General features: G+C 50.3%; 19 protein-coding genes. 4 read left to right on the top strand and 15 right to left on the bottom strand.

Features of this window, described 5'->3' with window-relative positions; translation table 11 throughout:
• The first annotated feature begins 68 nt into the window (after window positions 1-68).
• Both ACMV8I_RS14530 and kup read left to right on the top strand, forming a co-directional pair.
• On the top strand, window positions 69-1,253 hold the full coding sequence (locus ACMV8I_RS14530; protein WP_498865920.1) for a sugar transporter: 1,185 nt from the start codon (window positions 69-71) through the stop codon (window positions 1,251-1,253).
• A 130-nt stretch (window positions 1,254-1,383) separates the two neighbouring features.
• Window positions 1,384-3,252: a low affinity potassium transporter Kup gene (gene kup, locus ACMV8I_RS14525; protein ID WP_498865919.1), complete on the top strand. Its 1,869-nt coding sequence runs from the start codon at window positions 1,384-1,386 to the stop codon at window positions 3,250-3,252.
• Here kup and ACMV8I_RS14520 read toward each other — a convergent pair.
• From ACMV8I_RS14520 to ACMV8I_RS14510, 3 genes are all read right to left on the bottom strand, one after another.
• Window positions 3,249-3,818, bottom strand: a complete 570-nt coding sequence (locus ACMV8I_RS14520) for a glycine zipper family protein (RefSeq protein ID WP_498865918.1) — start codon at window positions 3,816-3,818, stop codon at window positions 3,249-3,251. The genes kup and ACMV8I_RS14520 overlap by 4 nt on opposite strands.
• Before the next feature lie 17 nt (window positions 3,819-3,835).
• Window positions 3,836-4,171, bottom strand: coding sequence for a hypothetical protein (locus ACMV8I_RS14515; RefSeq protein WP_498865917.1), 336 nt, complete (start codon window positions 4,169-4,171; stop codon window positions 3,836-3,838).
• Between the two features lie 211 nt (window positions 4,172-4,382).
• Entirely contained in the window at window positions 4,383-5,837 is a 1,455-nt protein-coding gene (locus ACMV8I_RS14510; RefSeq protein ID WP_498865995.1) for an AMP nucleosidase, read from the bottom strand.
• 160 nt (window positions 5,838-5,997) lie between these two features.
• Here ACMV8I_RS14510 and amyA point away from each other — a divergent pair, with 160 nt between their 5' ends.
• Entirely contained in the window at window positions 5,998-7,479 is a 1,482-nt protein-coding gene (gene amyA / locus ACMV8I_RS14505) for an alpha-amylase (protein WP_498865916.1), read from the top strand.
• Between the two features lie 99 nt (window positions 7,480-7,578).
• On the opposite strand, the gene ACMV8I_RS14500 is transcribed toward amyA, so the two are convergent.
• From ACMV8I_RS14500 to ACMV8I_RS14465, 8 genes are all read right to left on the bottom strand, one after another.
• A complete protein-coding gene (locus ACMV8I_RS14500; protein WP_498865915.1) occupies window positions 7,579-8,034 on the bottom strand; it encodes a spore coat protein U domain-containing protein in 456 nt (151 codons plus the stop codon).
• Window positions 8,035-8,036: 2 nt separating this feature from the next.
• Window positions 8,037-10,331, bottom strand: coding sequence for a fimbria/pilus outer membrane usher protein (locus ACMV8I_RS14495; RefSeq protein WP_498865914.1), 2,295 nt, complete (start codon window positions 10,329-10,331; stop codon window positions 8,037-8,039).
• A 40-nt stretch (window positions 10,332-10,371) separates the two neighbouring features.
• Window positions 10,372-11,097, bottom strand: coding sequence for a fimbrial biogenesis chaperone (locus ACMV8I_RS14490; protein ID WP_498865913.1), 726 nt, complete (start codon window positions 11,095-11,097; stop codon window positions 10,372-10,374).
• A gap of 15 nt (window positions 11,098-11,112) precedes the next feature.
• Window positions 11,113-11,625, bottom strand: a complete 513-nt coding sequence (locus ACMV8I_RS14485) for a Csu type fimbrial protein (RefSeq protein ID WP_498865912.1) — start codon at window positions 11,623-11,625, stop codon at window positions 11,113-11,115.
• Window positions 11,626-11,790: 165 nt separating this feature from the next.
• A complete protein-coding gene (locus tag ACMV8I_RS14480; protein ID WP_498865911.1) occupies window positions 11,791-12,939 on the bottom strand; it encodes a helix-turn-helix domain-containing protein in 1,149 nt (382 codons plus the stop codon).
• Window positions 12,940-13,023: 84 nt separating this feature from the next.
• Window positions 13,024-13,722 (bottom strand): EAL domain-containing protein, encoded by a 699-nt coding sequence (locus ACMV8I_RS14475; RefSeq protein ID WP_498865910.1) that lies wholly within the window; start codon window positions 13,720-13,722, stop codon window positions 13,024-13,026.
• A gap of 357 nt (window positions 13,723-14,079) precedes the next feature.
• Window positions 14,080-14,475, bottom strand: a complete 396-nt coding sequence (locus ACMV8I_RS14470) for a DUF4440 domain-containing protein (RefSeq protein WP_498865909.1) — start codon at window positions 14,473-14,475, stop codon at window positions 14,080-14,082.
• Window positions 14,472-15,845, bottom strand: a complete 1,374-nt coding sequence (locus tag ACMV8I_RS14465) for a DHA2 family efflux MFS transporter permease subunit (protein WP_498865908.1) — start codon at window positions 15,843-15,845, stop codon at window positions 14,472-14,474. The genes ACMV8I_RS14470 and ACMV8I_RS14465 overlap by 4 nt, the downstream gene beginning before the upstream one ends.
• Window positions 15,846-15,962: 117 nt before the next feature.
• Here ACMV8I_RS14465 and ACMV8I_RS14460 point away from each other — a divergent pair, with 117 nt between their 5' ends.
• A complete protein-coding gene (locus ACMV8I_RS14460) occupies window positions 15,963-16,856 on the top strand; it encodes a LysR family transcriptional regulator (protein ID WP_498865907.1) in 894 nt (297 codons plus the stop codon).
• A gap of 26 nt (window positions 16,857-16,882) precedes the next feature.
• Here ACMV8I_RS14460 and ACMV8I_RS14455 read toward each other — a convergent pair whose 3' ends face one another.
• From ACMV8I_RS14455 to ACMV8I_RS14440, 4 genes are all read right to left on the bottom strand, one after another.
• Window positions 16,883-17,512, bottom strand: a complete 630-nt coding sequence (locus tag ACMV8I_RS14455; RefSeq protein ID WP_498865906.1) for a Vat family streptogramin A O-acetyltransferase — start codon at window positions 17,510-17,512, stop codon at window positions 16,883-16,885.
• 282 nt (window positions 17,513-17,794) lie between these two features.
• The gene (locus ACMV8I_RS14450) at window positions 17,795-18,610 is read right to left on the bottom strand and encodes a carbohydrate ABC transporter permease (RefSeq protein WP_498865905.1); all 816 of its coding nucleotides are present in this window, start codon (window positions 18,608-18,610) and stop codon (window positions 17,795-17,797) included.
• Window positions 18,610-19,482, bottom strand: a complete 873-nt coding sequence (locus ACMV8I_RS14445; protein ID WP_498865904.1) for a carbohydrate ABC transporter permease — start codon at window positions 19,480-19,482, stop codon at window positions 18,610-18,612. The genes ACMV8I_RS14450 and ACMV8I_RS14445 overlap by 1 nt, the downstream gene beginning before the upstream one ends.
• A 73-nt stretch (window positions 19,483-19,555) precedes the next feature.
• Window positions 19,556-20,905 (bottom strand): extracellular solute-binding protein, encoded by a 1,350-nt coding sequence (locus ACMV8I_RS14440; protein ID WP_497233858.1) that lies wholly within the window; start codon window positions 20,903-20,905, stop codon window positions 19,556-19,558.
• Window positions 20,906-21,144: the final 239 nt, after the last annotated feature.

The following is a 21,144-nucleotide window of genomic DNA, read 5'->3' as shown; positions in this document are numbered from 1 at the left end:
GCTCACAAAAATGACACTTCCTCTGTCATGCACGCAACTATAACGTCACCAAAAAGTTACATACTTTCATGCAAACACAACCTGTCTCACGCAAAACTGAATGGCTTCGCGTCATTATGCTATCCGTCGCCGCATTTATTTTTAACACCACAGAGTTCGTTCCAGTCGGTTTGCTGTCGGATATTGCCCGCAGCTTTTCGATGGAAACCGCGCAAGTCGGGTTGATGCTGACCATTTACGCCTGGGTAGTGGCACTGATGTCGCTGCCGTTAATGTTGCTGACCCGCAACATTGAACGTCGCCGATTGCTGGCGGTGATTTTTGTACTGTTTATTGGCAGCCATATTCTGTCGGTGATGGCATGGGACTTCCCGTCGTTAGTGCTATCGCGGGTGGGTATTGCGCTGGCGCACGCTATTTTCTGGTCCATCACTGCATCGCTGGCGATCCGGGTCGCTCCGGCGGGTAAGAAAACGCAGGCGCTGAGCATGCTGGCCACCGGTACGGCGCTGGCGATGGTGCTTGGCTTGCCACTCGGACGAGTGATTGGACAGTATCTCGGTTGGCGTATTACTTTTGCGATCATTGGTGTTGTTGCGGTGGTTACCTTGTTATGCCTGCTGAAATTACTGCCAAAATTGCCCAGTGAGCACACCGGATCGCTTGGCAGTGTTCCCATGCTGTTCAAACGCCCGGCGCTGGTATCGATGTATCTGCTGCTGGCACTCATCGTCACTTCGCACTATACGGCTTACAGTTATATCGAACCCTTTATGCAAACCGTCGCGGACATGGGGGAGAATTTCACGACCTTTTTGCTGCTGGTATTTGGCGGTGCCGGTATTCTTGGCAGCGTGTTATTCAGCATGCTGGCCAATAAATTTCCCTCCGCATTTTTGGTTGGGGCGATCGCTATCGTGGCACTGAGTATGTTGCTGCTGTTCGTGGCCGCGACCCATGCGGTGAGCATCTCTATTCTGTCCGTTCTTTGGGGCATGGGGATGATGGCCATTGGGCTGGCGATGCAGATCCGCGTTCTGACACTGGCGCAGGATGCCACTGACGTGGCGATGGCGCTCTTCTCTGGTATATATAATCTGGGCATTGGTGCCGGAGCCTTACTGGGTAATCAGGTCAGTTTACATCTCGGCATGGCAAATATTGGTTATGTTGGGGGATTGATGGGGTGCATCGCGCTGGTCTGGTGTGCCTTTATTTTCCGCCGTTATCCACAACTTAGCGCCGAGCACTAAGTACTCAAAACGCCACTGAAAATTAGTTTTAACAAAAAAATTACATCCAAAGGTGTGTCCGTACTGACAAGTACTATAATGCCAGGATGCCCGATATTCTCTGGCCCACTGATCTTGCGAATCCCCATTTATGTATATGAAGAATAAGCAGCCTTTGCCCGCAGTAACGCTGGCAGCAATTGGCGTGGTGTACGGCGACATCGGCACCAGCCCGCTCTACACTCTGCGCGAATGTCTCACCGGGGAGGCGGGGATCAACATGACCCAGAGTTCTATTTTCGGTTTTTTGTCGCTCATTTTTTGGCTGCTGATGCTCGTCGTCTCAGTGAAATACATTGGCTTTGTTATGCGCGCAGACAACGACGGTGAGGGCGGCATTCTGACGCTGATGTCGCTGGCGGTGCGTCATATCAACCCGCGCTGGTTTACGGTCACGGTATTTATGGGGCTGGTAGGCGGCAGTTTCTTTTACGGCGACGGCGTGATAACGCCAGCGATTTCTGTATTGTCGGCCATTGAAGGACTGGAGATCATTGAACCTTCCCTTGATCCTTTCATTATTCCCATGTCGATTGCGGTGCTGACCCTGCTGTTTATTATCCAGAAGAAGGGGACTGGCAGCGTGGGCAAACTTTTTGCGCCGGTCATGGTGCTGTGGTTTCTGTCACTCGCGGTGCTCGGCATCAGTGGGATCCTGAAAAACCCAGGCGTATTGCAGGCGCTTAATCCGTACTGGGCGCTAAATTTCTTTATTGAATACAAAGGTGTCTCTTTCTTTGCGCTCGGCATGGTCGTGCTGGCGGTAACCGGTGCCGAAGCACTGTACGCAGATATGGGACATTTTGGTAAGAAACCGATACGTATCGCCTGGTTTCTGCTAGTCGCACCTTCGCTGGTGTTGAACTATTTTGGTCAGGGCGCTCTATTAATGATGCACCCCGAGGCGATTAAAAACCCGTTCTTCCTGCTGGCACCGGACTGGGCGTTAGTTCCATTGTTGATCATTGCTACTTTTGCAACAGTGATTGCCTCACAGGCGGTTATTTCTGGCGTATTTTCACTGACTCGCCAGGCAATGAGACTGGGTTATCTTCCGCCAATGCGCATCGTGTACACCTCCGATGTGGAATCCGGACAAATTTATATTCCGGTGGTTAACTGGCTGCTTTACGTTGCCGTGTTGATTGTCATCATCAGCTTCAAACACTCAAGCGATCTGGCTTCGGCTTATGGGATTGTTGTCACCGGCACCATGGCGCTGACCTCCGTGCTATTGAGTATTGTGGTGATCAAAAACTGGGGCTGGAAGCCGCGCTGGGGACTTTTGTTGATGGCAGTGATGCTGTTGGTCGACATTCCGCTGTTTGCCGCCAACCTGACTAAACTGTTCTCCGGCGGCTGGTTGCCGGTGGCGCTGGGACTGGGCATTTTGCTGATCATGATGACGTGGCACACCGAACGCTCACGCCTGCTGCGTCGCTTGCGAGAGGATCCAGATGCACTGAGTGCGCTTATCACCTCACTGGAGAAATCCCCACCGCTAAGAGTGCCGGGTACGGCGGTGTTTATGTCGCGCGCACCGGATGCAGTACCGCTGGTATTGCTGCACAATCTCAAACATAACAAGGTACTGCATGACCGGGTGATCTTACTGACCATCACCAGCGCCGATGCCCCCTATGTGCATAAACTCAAGCGCGTCACCATTGAGCATCTTTCACCGTCGTTCTGGCGCGTGGTGGCAAGCTATGGCTGGCGCGAAACGCCGAATCTGGAAGAGGTTTTTTACCGCTGTGGCCAGGACGGATTGCGCTGTACCATGAGCGATACATCGTTCTTCCTGTCTCGTGATACGCTGGCGCTGGACAAACGACCGTGGTATCTGCGAATCCGTGGCAAGCTATTTCAGATGTTACAGCGTAACGCGTTACGGGCACCCGACCTGTACCAAATTCCGCCTAACCGGGTGATCGAGCTGGGTGCCGTGGTGAAGTTTTAAGGGTAATCTGACGGCACGTTGCCGTCAGGCGTATCGCCGTGATAATCCGGCGGGACATCACTTTGCGGATAAGCAGGCTGGTAGTCCGGCGGGACGTCAGACTGACGCGAGTCAATCTGTTGAGCGTCGCTGTAGGCGACAGGCACCTTATTCCCTTTTGCGTACATGCACTGGGTATAGATCACATCGTATTGGTCCTGCAAATCACCGTTGCTCATACCTGCAGTGTTACTGCCCATCGCACTACCGACTAACAGGCCGCTGCCCGCGCCAATCAACGCACCGGGACCGGCCCGGCCTGACGCCGCACCAAGTAATGCCCCCGCTGCAGCTCCTACAATCGTACCGGTCGCAGCAGTACTTGCGGCACTGTTCGACGCGGCCTGCGCGCCACCGCTGACGCTATTTTCCGCCGTGTTGCGACACAAGATATCGTCCTGCCTGAACTGTCCGTAACTTTTACTGCTGCCAGGTAATACCGTGACATCCGGGCCGGAAGGCGGAGAGACACAGCCGGAGAGAACGGCCAGCAAAGCCAGCGGCACCCTCTGATATAAACGTTTCATGGATTATTCACTCAGGCTCAACGGCCTACGACTACTTTCATCCAGCCACGCGAGCAGCGCGGCACACGCGGGTAATAACCCGCCGGGTCCTGGCAATAATAAGCGTAGTTTGGGGTTTTCTCTACATAGACCTGTGGCTGCGGTGGCGTTACGTAGACCACCGGTGGCGGAGCATAATAGATCGGAGGAGGTGGCCCCCAGGGTACGCCAATCACTACATTAGGGCCACCGTACCAGCCGTGATTATAGCCATGCCGATAATAGCCATGTCCATAATAGCCATAAGCCATCGAGGCCTGGGTGACCGACATCAGCGTCACTGCGGCCAGGATTAACATCAACAGCCTTTTCATCACGCACCTCAATAAACTGCTTGTGACAGCATTCTGGACTTTGGGCGCAACGCCCATCGTTGCAGCTGAATATACGCGGGTATACGTGTTTTTTTACGCGGGAAATCAGGGGGAATACGCTAAGTTATCGACAGTAATTGTGTAGAAATGTAGATCAGATAGCGGGGAAGGAAAATCCTTCCCCGTGCGGGTGATACCGTAACCAAAGTCATTAGCGGAACGGTGGCTCGTTGAAGGTCCGCAGCTTGCGGGAGTGTAATTTGTCTCCCTCCTGACGCAACAGATCGATGGCATGAATGCCAATTTGCAGGTGCTCTGAAATCGCCCCTTCATAGAAGTGATTGGCCTGGCCGGGCAGTTTGATCTCGCCGTGCAGTGGCTTGTCAGACACGCACAGTAAGGTGCCGTAAGGAACACGGAAGCGATAGCCCTGAGCCGCAATAGTGGCACTTTCCATATCTACCGCCACGGCCCGGCTGAGGTTAAAACGCATCGCCGAGGCCGAGTAACGGAGTTCCCAGTTACGGTCATCAGTCGTCACCACGGTGCCAGTGCGCAGGCGCTGTTTGACTTCCTCGCCCGGCATTCCACTGATCGCTTTGGTCGCGTCGTATAACGCGCGCTGTACCTCGGCAATGCTCGGGATAGGGATATCGGGTGGCAATACCGCGTCCAACACGTGATCATCGCGCAAGTAGGCGTGGGCCAGCACGTAGTCTCCGATCTGCTGGCTTTCACGCAGGCCACCGCAGTGGCCAATCATCAGCCACGCATGTGGACGCAATACGGCCAAATGGTCGCAAATGGTTTTGGCATTGGACGGCCCGACGCCAATATTAACCAGCGTAATGCCTTTGCCATCGCGGGCGATCAAATGGTAAGCGGGCATTTGATGCTTCTTCCACGCCAGATCTGACACGGTCTCTTCCAGATTGATGGTCTCCGGTGTGACGTAAGCGCCACCGGCACAGGAGAGCGCGACATAAGGGCTGGCAGGGTCGACAATTTGCTGACAGGCCCAACTGACGAATTCATCCACATAGCGGGTGTAGTTGGTAAACAGTACGTAAGGCTGGACGTGTTCCGCCGGTGTGCCGGTGTAGTGCTTCAGGCGAGCTAATGAGAAGTCCGTACGCAGGGCGTCAAAATGCGACAGCGGAAAAACGGAGGAAGAAGGGGACAAACCATCAGTGATCTGATCGCCGATTTGAGAAAGCTCGGTGGTCGGAAAATGGTGCGCCAACGCGGCACTCATGGTGCGGTTGAGATTCAAATCAGAACCGTCAATCACAAACGGGAAGGGGATCTCAAGCGGCGAAGGTTTGACCACAAAGCTGGCGCCATATTCACTTTCCAGCAGCGCCAACTGATCGGCCAGATAGTCCCGAAACAGCTCCGGGCGCGTAATGGTAGTGGTGTATTTTCCCGCCCGTGGAAAACGACCATAGGCGCGCGATTTAAACTGATTTTGCGCCGCACCGTCCCAACTGACGCTGAGTTCAGGGTAAGTAAATAAACCGGCCGACCGCAGGTTGAGGTCTGGCAAGGAGCCATCCGTAATAAACTCACCAATCGCCTTACGCAGGGCAACAACCGCGGCGCTGTAAAACACTTCCAGTCGATCCACCGCTTCGGCGGCGGTCAATTGAGTATCAGAGTTGCTTATGTTCAAAGTGTTTCCTTCCAGATTTATGCTACATAACACAAAGTATGTCACTGATTAACACAGGATCCGAATCGGAACAATCGTTGCTGAACAATCGACTAACCCTTTTATCTATCCTGCTCCATACTTCATTTCCCTGTCATGATAAATGGAGTAAGGCATGCAAAATCCCACACTGTTGCAATTCTTTCATTGGTACTACCCGGATGGAGGAAAACTGTGGACAGAAGTCGCTGCGCGCGCCGACTATCTGGCAGAGATTGGCATCACCTCAGTTTGGTTACCACCGGCCTATAAAGGGGCTTCAGGTGGGTTTTCGGTCGGTTATGACACCTATGATTTATTCGATCTGGGTGAGTTCGACCAGAAAGGCTCCCGTGCCACCAAATATGGTGATAAAGAGCAGCTATTGGCGGCGATCCATGGCCTGAAAGAGCGGCAAATCGGCGTGATCATGGACGTGGTCCTTAACCATAAAATGGGGGCCGATGAGAAAGAGCGTATTCAGGTTAACCGCGTCAATGACAATAACCGCGATCAGATCGACGAAGAGATGATTGAAGCTGATGCCTGGACGCGTTTTACCTTTGCGGCACGGCAGGGGAAATATTCAAAATTCATCTGGGATCATCAATGTTTCAGCGGCGTAGATCATATTGAAAATCCGGATGAAAACGGCGTGTTTAAAATCGTCAACGACTACACCGCAGAAGGCTGGAATACCGAGGTTGACTCTGAATTCGGTAACTATGATTACCTGATGGGCGCCAACGTTGATTTTCGAAATAAAGCGGTGGATGAGGAACTCAAATACTGGGCCCGCTGGATGATAGCTGAAACCGGCTGTACCGGATTCCGGCTGGACGCAGTGAAACATATACCGGCCTGGTTCTACAAAGGCTGGATCGATCACATTCAGGCCGAAGCTGAACAGCCGATGTTTATTGTGGCGGAATACTGGTCACATGAAGTTGAAATCTTGCAACAGTATATTCATCAGGTCGAAGGGAAAACCATGCTGTTCGACGCACCGTTACAGCTCAATTTTCATCATGCCTCACGCGATGGCGCAGACTACGATTTCAGTAAAATCTTCGATAATACCCTGGTCGCTGCCGATCCCGCGCACGCTGTCACGCTGGTGGCTAACCATGATACCCAACCGTTGCAGTCTCTCGAAGCGCCGATCCAACCCTGGTTTAAACCGCTGGCTTACGCATTGATTTTACTGCGCGAGCAGGGCGTACCCATTGTGTTTTATCCCGGCCTGTTTGGCGCAACCTATGAAGACACGGGCAGTGACGGCAATATGCATGAAGTGGAATTAGAGATTGTTCCACATCTTGAGACCTTAATTAAAGCCCGGCAAACTTATGCCTGGGGTGTACAAACTGATTACTTCGATCATCCAAACTGTCTGGCTTTCAGCCGCAGCGGCACAGAAGACCATCCCGGCTGTGTGGTGGTGATGTCCAACAGCGAAGAGGGTGAAAAAACGGTCACGCTGGGCGAAGGGTACGCGGGTAAAAAATGGCAAGATCTGCTCGGCAATCGTCAGGAGCAAGTCGAATCCGACGATCAGGGCACCGCAGTTTTCCGCTGCAACGCAGGCAGCCTCAGCGTCTGGGTGATAAGCGAATGACCTAACCTCCTTGCCATCAGCCCAACGTCGCCTTTAGTGCAGGGCAAGTCTGGGGAAATAGGGCGGTGAATTCTATTTTTTCAGGCTGGCCTGGCACGTTCAATACAAGAGTTGCGCCGTGAAATTAGCTATATACGTACCAGGCAGGTCTTCACGATCGATTTTCATTTTTGCATAAATGGTATAAGTGCGTGAAACAGAACTATTGGCAGCCAGACTGTAGCTGTCGCTAACAATGCCGCTGCCTGTATTGCTCCAAATCTCCTGATAACTTTCCGAAGTATAGAGCTGATAGCCGGCGTTATGATTTCCCGCAGTCATTTGATGCTCAGCATTACCTGCCGGATTGTCTATCAGAATCTGGTAATTTACATTGGCAGGTGCATTACCAGTACGGCAAACTACGGTCAGTGTGGCGGTGCTTAGCCGCACTCGCCCGGCAATACCCTCCAATGACCCGAAATTGAGCGGCGTTGCAGAAATATCGCAGTTATAGGCTAATGCCGGTGCACAGAGCAACGAAAGCATAAAGCCGACCATGGCACGTAATAGCATAATCAGGCTCCAGTATGACAAATCAAAGGTCCGATTTCCGGTATGGTGCCGACCTTAGGCCGATAATCGAATGTTAACGAGCAGTCCGGCTGGCCTTTGACCAGCACGTTAAGCGAGTTGTGCTCCGCCAGCCCCTCAAAGTACGTTATGCCGTCATAACCCACCATCGCCTGCACTCCGCTATTGGCTAGCGTGGCTAGGCTGCCAATAGGTATCGGTGCATGATGCGCATCAACCAAGCGTAAGGTGGCGCCATTGGATTGATGAATGGGGAATTTTGCCAAAACACCAGAGCGTTCTTTTGGCGTTATATCAAGTGTGTCACTCTCTAGTGACACATCCATCGGCACATCATTGGGGTTAATGGACAGACTGTTATGCTCATAAGCGCGAAGATCTTCGATAAAGAGCAAGCCGTCTTTGTTGGTTCTTCCCACAGGACGGTTTTCCTGTAAAACCTCGATCCCCGACAAGCCATCGGTATCCACCACGGCAAAACTGTCTTGTATAGTATTCGCGGCGAAAATATGGCCATCCATCATAGCAAGGGCGCCCCGAACTGTACCGCGCTCCGCCATACCCGCCTGACTCTGCTCGGCCTGCATCCCCAGCAATCCCCAGTCAGATTTATATTCAGCCCCGGCAGTCTGCGTGGATATCAAGCCGTTTTGTTTCGTCAGGCTCCAACCAATATCGCCACGCTGAACTGCAGATCGTCGCAGCTGCAAGGTTTGATAACTTTCCCCTCCGCTTAGGCTGGTGCTCGCACTCACCATTGTCTTCTGCCCCATCGGCAAGGAAATCCCCACAAACAAGCCGGTATTATTTTGGTAATCAAAATCATGTAACACCGTTACGTAACCGAACGCGCCCAAAAATGGCAAAGGGCTTGAGTAGGTGGCCGATAGGGTTGAGGTCTCTATTCGCGTTGATTCATAATTATAATCATTGTAATAATTGACCAGCCGTTTGGCGTAAACCAGCCCGAAAGATCCTTTACTCGCAATGGGGAAGCCTAGATTGGCGCGCAGGGTAGTCCCAGGTTTACCGTCACCATAAGCAGCGGCCAGATCATTAAAATTCGACCCGGCTTTCAATACACTGACACCGTAGCTAAACACATGCACGTTACGGGAAAAGCTTAATCCGTACTGACTCGCCTGTTTCTGTACGCTACCCCCCACGGCCAGTGACGCGGAGAACACCCCCAGATCGCTTACAAGCATATCGGCGCCAAGACCGCCCATCGCCACTTTATCACTGGCCTCCAAATGACTTTCCATGGTTAGCCATGGGGTAACGCCTCGACGGTAGGTTGTGGAAGCAGCGCTACCAGCATAGTCATTGGAACGACTGGCATACTTTCTGCGCACCGAACCGACTTCTAGCGAAAAAGAATCCAGCCCTTTTTGCAGCAGGGTATTACTGGAATAAAACTGCATCGTCTGGTTTGTCTGCCGGCCGTTAGCGTCTTTAACCACCATCGACACTTCGCCGCCGCCATCGGTTACCGGTAGTTGATTGATTTCAAAAGGACCGGGTTGCGCCTGCGTGGTCATCTGGTGTAACCCGTTAACATAAATATCGACTGATGATGGCACGGCTACTTCACCACTGATCCCAGGACGCGGAGAAGTCACCAAATCAGGGCGTAACCCGAAATTAGTGGTCATCTGCATGCCAATCATGCGTACTGGGCGGGTCCAGGCTAAACCGTCATTGATATAATCACCGGTATTCCAGGTGCGCAGCGTCGTTACGTCAGAAACTTTATAGGTGCTGTTCAACCGAACCGTACGGTTCAGATAGGTATTGTTGGTCTGGAGCACGTTATTACTTAATACGCCGCGATTATTGAACAGACGCAGGTCCCCCAGCAGGCTGCTGCTAGTCTGCCCGGCATAGCGAGTGAACTCCGTGTCGTAATTCAATACCGCACCGGCATCGCTGTGTTGTGGCAAAGTGTTGACCTGTGAAAAATTGGCGGTTAACTGCTGGGCAATTTGGTTACTGACTGGCACTTTTATAAAAAGTGCTTGTGCATTTGCGTCGAACCGCCAACTCCAGCCCGGTATATTATCGAGCGAAATTAATCCCTCTTTTTTACCGCCAGGTTCACCATTAATGATCAATCCTGATGCGGTAAGTTGCTCGCGCGTTAACAGCATTGAACCTTGCCGTTGAATAACTTCCTGAATGTTGTTGTGATCCTGCCCGTTGACCACAATATTGAGCAGCAAACTCTGTCCCGTGTCCGTCTCGGTGCTTATGGCCATCGCTGGATACAACAGCGCCATGCCCAATATCCCGCTAACCCAAAAAAATGCGGTGGTGATATCAATTATTCGGGCCGATATTCACCCACTGATCTGACTTATTCTGAGGGCCTGGATTAATGACATGAATCCTTGAACCGGTATTCAATAAATGACGCTGATCTTGGATCACCCAACGGCGCTCATTGCCCGCCAATATATAGGGCATACCGGGACCGGACAGTTTGAGGGGCTCCCCGTTTGAAGAAGTCGCACGAAGATTAGACAACATACTGTGTCCCAGACCTCGATTAGCGGCCACCAATATCAGGTTTTCTCCCTCCCGTTCAACGCGCCACTGCACATTAGAGACAGCAGGAGCACTGCCAGAGGAAAACACCGGCACGGTAAAGCGCAGCGTAAGCTGAACTTTGCTGCCAACCCGATCAGGTATCTGATCGAATATAATACGATAAGACTCTTCACCGTTGCTCACTGGAGTCCTTAATAGCAAACGCACAGTCTGAGATTTTCCAGGGGCAATAGTCGCAAAAGGCGGGCTCACGGTAAGTTTTGAGGTGGGTAGAAAACTGTCGTCATTGCCCTTCTGCACCCAGCTGTAAGCACGTATTTGGACTAACGCCGGGGTATCAGAAAAATTGGTTAAGGTAAAATTGGCGGAACGATGCTCAGACGATAGATTTTGACGAATGGGAACGATGTTCAATTCCTGGGCAGGCGCCTGGGGCACGATGGCTCCCAGGACTACCAGCATCAACGCCCGTGCAAGAATGTTTTTATTGAGCATTCGGCTGGTCTTTTATCAGTAGGTCACTGTCACAGCAACGGTATCAGTATAATCTGTAGCGACTTGTGCATTGAGCTGGTTGGCGGCAATCTGACCATATACAGTCACGTTCTGGGCTGCGCCATCACCGGTGCCAGCTACCGTATCCGTACCGGTAGTATTGCCCCAGGCTGTTGTATGAGCCAAATCACTATACAGACCATAGTTCAGCGTGGATTTTGTCGTGGCGCTGGTCAAAAGACGTTTTGCAGTAGTGGCTGATGCGCCTGTGCCCGCACTGAGAGCTAAAACATAAGGTGCCGCATTGGTACAGGTGACCGACAATGTCGCTGTAGTGGCTACTGCTGTGCTACCGGTAAAGGCAGGAAACGTCAGTGGGGTAGTGGAAATGGTACAGGCTGATTCAACTGCGGCAGTGACTGCAACATTGGAATTCTGTGTACCGGCGGCAAATGCTGTTACAGGAACAGCAAAACCAAAACAAGCAATAGAAAGCGCACCAATTTTGAAAGTGTTAATACGGGACATGATATTTCCTTGAATGAAACAACCAATTATTTGAATGGAGTTGGCTTGTTAGCGGTTCCATTCCTCAGAGAGATAATAATAAATATCGCTCTTAATGGGTGATTTAAACCAGCGCAAATACGGACTAGATAGCTGCAATATCGGACAAAGGCGGAAATAATCACTTCATTTTTCGTGATCCGGACAAGAAGAAGCGAGTAAACATAATTCAGCAAACCATAAAGGTCTATTTATACCATCAAAGAACTCAAAATATAAACTATGCTTCACGCTCTGACAGCTTCCTTCTCTGGCTTTAACCCGATATTTTTGTGGTGAGACAGTAATATACTTTTTAAAAATTCTGGCTAATTGCTGACCATCATGCATTCCACATCGCCTGGCTATTTTATCTACCGGCAAGTCACTTTCAATCAGAGACTGACGGGATAATTCAAGGCGAATTAAAAGTAAAATGAGATAAGGAGGATAGCCAACTTCAAGAGTAAAATGACGCCGAAAATTGCGCTCACTCATCGATAAAAATTGCGCTGAACGCTCCATGCTCAATACTTCATCAATATGCCCCAGCCACCAGGTAACAATTCTGTGAGCAATACTATTATGTTTTAAAAAGTTTACTACAACAGATGGCGCAGCAATTTCAGGCGAAGTATGTAAGGAAAAAGCCCAATTGTTAGATTGCACCACTGAGCTATCCCCCACAAGTAATGTAGCTATTTCGTTCAGGTTTACGCTTTCATTAGTGGTGATGAGATTGCCATCTACCTGAAAAGAAACACCTGATATTACATGCACATGAGGATGATTCTCCGCTAACTGCATTGCGGTGCTTGCCAATGTTGTGACTCGCCGATAATTTAACAATCCACTCTGTGCAAGTAACAAAACGCCCGAACCCAAGGCTATGATGCTATCAGCATGAGCGCACATGCCTCGTAACCAGGAAGATATTATCCTGGAGGGATTCATGACCGGGAAGGGGCAGTGGGCAATGATTAACAGCCCCGCAGGCACCTCGTCAGTCTCTGCGATGTGTTGAGTATCGACATTGAACATTAAGCTTGAGGTTGATGATATTCGTCCTCCCGCCAGAGAATATATTTGTATCGCGTACTGGACTTTATGGCTACGGGTGATGTTAGCGATTTCATTCAATGAAATGATTGATTCTATTAATTGAATAGCTTCCCCAAGAAAACCGCCAGGATAAACCAAAAGATTAATTATTCTATTCTCGATAGTTATACAAGGAGACTTAACACCTGTCATCCTCTGCTTAACTAAATGTGGCGGCGCGTTGATTCCTAACATTATCACCTACGATGCCAGGCCATGACAACAGCTTGGATATTGAAGAGTATATTTATTCCTTGGCAGGTATTTCATTTGTTAAATTTATTGCAACAACGTTTGCATTTCACATAACGGCACTGCCTTATTAAGATATCCTTGGGTTCCGGTAATAGGGTGTTGTTTTAATCTTTTTAACTGTTGTTCGCTTTCGACGCCTTCTACAATAATTTGTTTAGTATATAAACTGAGCTTTCTGATTAATATGGGAAACATTCGCGAGTGACCGTGTTCCCAGAAGAAGTTTTTATCAATTTTTACGCATTCAAAACAACCCGCTTGAACAGCTTCCATGTTGCTATTACCCGCCCCAAGATCATCAAGCCATAGGTGGTAAAGTCCACCGAGTGTTTTTAATAAAGGGTTGCGAATGCCATCAGAAAGATTGGGGAAATTTTCGGAAATCTCCAGTCTGACAAAAGGCAACACATTCAATAACGCAATAACCTGTTGGTTTTTAAGGATGATTCCTGCCATGTCAAAATCAATATTGATGCTGCATACCAGGCCAGAGCGTAAGAAGAAAGCGGCCTGATTTTTTATCTCGTGGAGCTGGCTAAGCAGCAACTGACGCTTTGAATCCACTTTCATCCCGATGATGAACTTTGCGGCATCCAGTTTGCCTTCCAACATCCCGCGGGTACTGAAGCGTGTTAGCACTTCAACACCCAACAGAGATCCATTCCTGCACACAATGGGTTCAGCTACATATTCACAATCGATCGAAAAGCATAACTTCTGCATTTGAAAGTCCACAATATAGTATAGTCACTAGTATTGATCACTTATATCAATTAATAAAGTGATATCAAATGGTTTTATCAATAGATTGTGGCGATTAATAACGCTATTTTGATCGTTCAAGCTTATTGTTAAAATTTTAATCTTTTGATTTTTAAATAAAAATACACAATTATCGATATCGATTGCAGTAAGCTGTCCTCTTGGGGATATTAAACGAATATTAAACGTCTCCATCATTTCAAACGTTCAAATTCTCGGTGATAAAAACGTAGGTACCGGAACCCGCTACATTTTTCACGTAGCCGCATCAGAACTCGTAGCCTGAAATCCTGCGTAAGAAGGTGATTACTGGGTGATTCATTTTTCGCTGCCTGAGGTCTCATGCAAATGTCGCCATAGCACTTTTCCCTGCGCATCGACGTCAAACACCACCGTTGAATAACGTAATGTCTCGGCCTGCCCGGGTAATTGTTGGCGTTCTTGATAGGCCACTACGGCGTGATCTGCGCTTTCAGCCATTAAAACAGCGTGGTCTACCTGAATCTTTAATCCGGCCTTTGTGCCCCGCTGAGCGGCAAAAAATGCGCACAGTTTTGGATAATCCAGCGGATGGCCGGTCAGCGTTACCATCGAATAATCCGGGCTAAAGCGTGCCAGTAACGCGTCACAAACGGACTGTGGTGCATTCACATCACTGAACCAGCGCTGGATCAATTCATGGGCGTCGAACACTTCTTTCATAAAACGGTTCATACTTTTTCCTGTTGTTTGAGTTCCTGAACTATCTCATGCCCCGGCAATTTCAGGCATAGCATGGCAGGCAATAAGACGCTCGCAGCGGCGATACTGAAACTCAGCCGGAATGCATTTTGTGGCACGTAAATTTGCAAAATGCTGAGCATGACGCTAACCAGTGTCACACCAAGACAAAAACTCATCTGACGGTTGATATTCCACAGCGCACTGGCGTTCGCAAGTTGCTGCGGTTGAATACGTAGAAATGCGCAACTTTGCGCCGTGCTACTGCATAAACTGCTGCCGAACCCCATCAGAGCGAATGCGGTGACCGCCAACCATACCTGCCCGGAAACGCTGAGCAAGGCCAGTAAAGCGATCCCGCAGCCCTGAATCAGACAACCTGGAATAAATAGTGCCCGCGGCCCCACGCGGTTAAACATCTTTCCGGTCACGCTGATCGCAGCAAACGATGCCAGCGACCAGGGCACCATCAGACTGCCCGCTTGTGCTGCAGAAAAATGCAGCTCATTCTGTAAGTACAACATGGCGATCAAGCTGACGCCGGTGAACACACCGGGAATACATTGATATATCAGCATCGCGATACGCAGCAGCGGATCCTTCATCAGTCGCAAATCCAGTAATGGTTGTGACTGATTCAGCACCTTTCTTACAAAGAAAATCGTCAAAATCAACCCCGTCAGCAGCAAAACTGACCCTGAGGTAATATCTCCCGTTTCGCCCAGCCGTGTCAGCCCAGTTAATATCAGTGCCAGGGAAGCTCCTGCAAGTAAAAATCCCGCCAGATCAAAGCGTCCGGCAGATTCCCCCGGCGTATCCCGTAACCAGAAAAATGCCAGGATCCACGCCAGTATTGCCAACGGCAGACTGGCGACAAACACCCAGCGCCAGCTTAGACTGTCAACGATAACCCCACCCAGTGCCGGAGATAATGCCGGAGCTATCAGGCCGACCAGCATGATCATCGCTGAAAGCCTGGCACGCTCATGGCTAGGGTACAGCGCATAAGTCAGCGTTTGTCCAAGCGGGATCAGCAATCCACCACCCAGCCCCTGTACTGTCCGCCAGACAATCAGCGACGTCAGGTTTTCCGCATTTCCCGCGCCCAATGAGGCGAGCATAAAAATCATCAGCGAGGCAAGGAACACCCTTCGCGCACCGAAGCGGGCGGCAAGCCAGCGACTAAGCGGGATCACCAGCGTCAGGCCAAGAATATAGCCGGTGCTAACCCATGCCAGCGCACTGACGGGTGCCTGAAAATGCCGGGCGATGCCGGGGTAGGCCACATTGGCGATAAACATGTTAATCAAATCAACGAAAAATCCGAGTAAATACACCGCGGCAACGCGAGTCCGGTAATTCATACCTCTGTCATCCACTTATCCTTGGTAAGGCAGGCAATGTAGCGGAGAAATTTGTACGGATATACGCAGGTAACCCAGTTACACTGTCAAAATTATTTTGACAGTCAGGGCTATATAATGCTGAATTTACAGCGACTGGAGATCTTCGTCGCCGTCATCACTGCGGGCAGCTTCACCGGAGCGGCGGCGTCGTTAGGCCTGACTAAGGCCGTGGTGAGTTTCAATGTGAAGCAGTTGGAAAGTGAAACCGGCGTAGCACTGCTTACGCGCAGCACGCGGCGGCTGGCGCTCACGGACTCTGGAGAGCGCTTCTATCGGCGATGCCAGTCCTTATTGCAGGAAGCTGAATCGGTACTCGATGATGTGCGACGCGATCACGGCGGGCTGAGTGGTCAGTTGCGGATCACCAGTACGCCGGAATACGGCGCGCGGGTGGTGGTTCCAGCATTGGCGGCTTTCGCGGCACTGCATCCACAATTACGAATTCAGCACGTGGCGTCTTCTCATCACGACGATCTGATTACCGGCCGCCTTGATCTGGCGATACGTCTCGGCCAATTGGCGGATTCAAGCCATCATGCCACCGCCCTGGGCTGCTTTGGAATAGTGCCGGTCGCTTCGCCCGCCTTTTTGCAGCAACAGGGAAATATTGACACGTTAGAGAAACTGGCGCGGTCAAACTGGATTCTCCACAGCCGCCTGCCTTTGCCGATGAGCTGGACGATCAGTAACGGTCATGGAGAACCCGCGTTGTTTCGCGTTACTGCGCCACCGGTGATTGCTGCCGACAGCGCCTCTGCGGGGCTAGCTTTTGCACTGGCCGGTGCCGGCGTTGCATTGCTTCCCGAGTGGCTGGTTAACGCGGACATCGACACAGATCGTTTATGCCATTTGCTACCCGATCATCGTTTTCCCACGCAGGGTATTTTTGCGCTTTACCCCAATACCCGCCACGTACCGGAAAAGGTGCGGCAGTTTATTGATTTTTTGCGGGTTCGGCTGGCGCAATAATCAGCGCATGTGAAGGTTTAACTCAGTTAACACGACGCGAGGGCGTCAACATCACCTGAAACTATCAGCGTCAGATTTTGTGAGATTTTTTCTGCAGGCCAGTTCCACCACGCGATTGTCTCCAACTGTGCGATCGTTTCACTGTCAAACCGGTATTTAATGACTTTGGCTGGATTGCCGCCCACGATGGCATAAGCTGGCACATCCCCGGTGACGACAGACCGAGAGGAGATTATCGCGCCGTTGCCGACCTCCACTCCTGGCATAAATAACGCCTCATACCCTATCCAAACATCATTCCCAATGACCATATCACCTTTATAGGGGAGGTCTTCTGCAGCAGGCATGACCTTTTCCCATCCATTCCCAAATATTTGAAATGGAAAGGTGGATACGCCAGAAAGCTTATGGTTTGCACCGTTCATGATGAATTTTACACCACGGGCGACTGCGCAGAATTTACCGATGATTAGCTGGTCGCCGATAAATGGGAAGTGGTACAGCACATTGCGCTCGAAATCTTCAGAATCCTGCGGATCATCGTAATAGGTGTAATCACCAATAATGATATTCGGATTATTGATGGTATTTTTGATAAAGCAGATTTGAGGAAAACCTGTCATCGGATGCTTATTATTAGGATCAGGACCAAACATGTTATCTCCTTTGCAGTACTTCCTGATTATTCATTTCCCTTACGGTTTCATCATGGATCATACCGATACAACACTGCAATAATGTTGGCCTCCGCACTGTATATTGGCGTGTTCAATGTTGGTATTGCACAGGGCCAGGTGGCGGATAGACCCTGCGAATCACTGATTAAACATCTGCCTATGCCAGTTGTCACCTGCATACTTATCGGTGCGCGTTGCCGTTCTGTGACAAACGCGCACTCAATAAAGTCAGTAAAACTCGCCTCTGTGCCGCAATAATGACTATTTCACAGCACCTTCGGTCACGCCGCTGATAAATTTCCGCTGGAAAACCAGAAATACTGCGACGATCGGCAGGATAGCTATCATGGCTCCGGCCATCAGCTCAGGGATATTCAGGGTATTTTTATTCTGGAAAAACATCATGCCGATCGGTAGCGTGCGCAGTTCATCTTTATTGACCAATATCAGCGGGATCAAGAACTCATTCCAGGTCCAAATAAACAGCAGCAGCGACAGCGTTGACAGTGTGGGCTTGATAGCAGGCACCAGAATACCCCATAAAATCTTGTTGCGGCTCGATCCATCCATCACGGCGGCTTCAATCAATTCTTTGGGCACTTGCTGAAATGCAGTGGCGACCATCAGCGTACTGAAAGGTATGGAGAGTGCGATCTGCGGGATAATCAGCGCCAGATAGGTATTCGTCAGGCCCATCCAGTGCAGTTCATGATAGAGCGGGATGATAAAAGCTTCTGAAGGCAGCACCATGCCCAACCCCAGCAGAAATGCCAAAAACTTTTTACCTGGCAAGCGTAAAAATGCAAAACCGAACCCAGACAATATCCCGGCGAAAAGACTCACCACGATAACGGGTATTACTACAATGACCGAGTTCAGAAAGTAAACATTGAAATGTCCCTCACGCCATGCTGAAACATAATTTCCCAATTGTAGGCTACCCGGCAGGGTAAATGCCCCCTGAAACAGTTCCGACTGCGTTTTGAACGATGTCATCAGGGCCAGCAAAAATGGCAGAATAGTCATCAATGCAACCAGCCAGATAACGCCGCGAGAGAAAAGAGATGTGCTACGCATTAACGACGCTCCCTGAGTGCAAGATGAATCAGCCCATTAAGAATAAACACCATTACCATGCCAATAATCGCCACGGCGGAGGCATAGCCAAAATGACGTAAGTCAAAACCCTGCTGATACATATAAATGTTGGTCACCAGCGTAGAAGTACCCGGTCCACCGCGAGTCATCACATAAACCAGGTCGAAGGATTTGATACCAGCAATCACCGTTAGCAGCAGAGCAACGCGGATTTCTGGTTTAAGCCCGGGCAGGGTAATGCGCATAAATTTCTGCCGACGGCTGGAGCCATCAAGTTCGGCTGCCTCGAGCAGTGAAGGGTCCATGCGCTGCAAACCGGCCATAAATAGCACCAGGCAAAAGCCGAAGAAATACCAGGTAGCCACTAAACCTACGGCGGGCAGCGCCCAGTCAAAGTCACCCAGCCAGGCTATTGCCAATTGCGGCTGGCCGATGGCACGCAGCAGTTGGTCGATAGGCCCAAAAGCGGGGTTATATAACCAGCGCCACACCACGCCCAGCACGGCCATCGGCATGATGTATGGCAGAAAAAACAGAATACGCAGCAGGCTGCGCTCAACGTGGCGGCGAGTGTCGTTAAGAAAACTGCACAGCGCAAGGCCGATAACTATCGGGCAAAGCGTATAAAACAGCAGCAGCATGGCGTTGTTGGCAATCGATATCCAGAACGTCGCGTCTGCAAACATATTCACAAAGTTCTGCAAGCCAATGAATACTGGCCATGAGGTGCCGTCCCAGGTGGTAAAACTCGCCCAGATTGAGAACAACAGAGGGGCCAGCAAAAATACACCGTAAATAAGGAGGGACGGCAAAACAAAAAGCATATTTTTCAGCATTGATTTATTGAGCATTGATACGCCTCATGTTTACGGTACTGGCGATATGCCCGCGAGCATATCGCCACGTTCCTCACCGTATTTCGATTTAGTGTTTAAGGGTTTTCAGATACTGCTGGTAATTCTCGTCAAGCTTCTCGGTTAATTGCTGAGGAGTAAGTCTGTCGGCCAAAAGCAGCTGAACGTTGGCATTTAGCACATCACCCATGGTCGGCGTTGCCCAGTCGACATAATGGCCCAGTCCATCAGTAGCGTTGACCGCAGTCCAGACCTTATAGATGTCGGCCAGCAGTGGGTTGTCAGCAGGCAATTTGGCATTCTTGTCAGCCGAAGCGGGCAGGAAACCGGCGTTCAGCCAAGCTGTAGCCACCTTATCGGAAACAATATAGTTGATATATTTTGCCGCAGTGTCCTGCTGCGCCTTGGTTTTAGCCGTAATAGTGATAGAGAAAGGCAAGTCAGTACCTCCCACCATCAACGGCGCTTTTACGCCCGGAACGGCAGGCATCGCCGAGAAGTGAATGTCTTTGTTCGGTTTGAACTGCCCCATGTACCAAGTGCCACTGATGAAGAAGGCGGCCTGACCGTTCTGGAACAACGACGCGGCGTCATCGCGGCCCATGCCCTGATAGCCCGGGAAGAAATACCCTTTTTTATTCCAGTCCTGCATGGTTTGTGCAGCTTTTACCAGCTTTGCGTCTTTAAAGGTGCCGCCCACGTCGTAGATCAGGTCGTCCAGCGTTTTACGGTCGCTGCTCTCGATCTGTTCTTCCCACAGCGTGGAAAGTAATTGCGCGCCAACTGAACCATCAAGCAAGCCGAGCATAATCGGTACGGTGCCTTGTTGTTTCAGCTTAGCCAGCGCGGCCTCAAACTCCGGCAGGGTTTTAGGTACCGGGATCCCAGCTTTATCCAGCACCGCCTTGTTATAGTACAAGCCGACCATTTCGCCGAGGCTGGCAACGCCGTAAAGGTGGCCGCTGCCAAAATCTTGTTTATCAGACCAGCGGTTACGTTTAAGAATTGAGCTTGGGAAACGCGTTTCCCAGCCATACTGTTTTGCGTAGTCGTCCATAGGGAAAAGAAGCTTCTCTTTCACCAATGCGCCCATGTCCCCGCCCCCCTGATTAACCTGCGCGACCTGCGGGCCTTCGCCTGAAGAAAGGGCGAGCTTGAGTGGAATGCGCGTATCGTCGAAGGAGTGAACCGTGCGGCTAATTTTCTCTCCCGGGTTTTGCGCCTCAAAGTCCTTAATCGCCTGATCAATGACCGCGGTTTGTGACGGATAGTTATAGATATCCCACGCTGCGATTGTCTCGGCATGGACCGGATTCAGGCTCAACCCGACAGTAAGTGCAAGTAGCGATAGCAGGGTGCGAGGTGCACGATTGCCAGCGGTTTTACGAAAATGATGTGGTGCATGCAAGGCTTTAGACATGGTGGTGTATTCCTCTCATCCGACACGAACAGGCATCCTTCTCTCTGGCAGCAAAAGCACATCCGGCACTTTTCATTGGCTTTTTGGCTTAAAATTCACATGACCATCAATACTTACTTTAATCATAAAATAAAGTCAAACAGCTTTTCTTACTGTTCAAACCATCACGAAAACCCGATCTACTACTGTCAAAGTCTATTAAAAGAACGCTTAAACGCTGAACTACAGGCCAGTGACAG

Origin of the sequence: Ewingella sp. S1.OA.A_B6 (genome assembly GCF_049889095.1) — a bacterium.
Taxonomy (GTDB): domain Bacteria; phylum Pseudomonadota; class Gammaproteobacteria; order Enterobacterales; family Enterobacteriaceae; genus Ewingella.
This window is presented reverse-complemented; position numbering and strand designations above follow the sequence as displayed.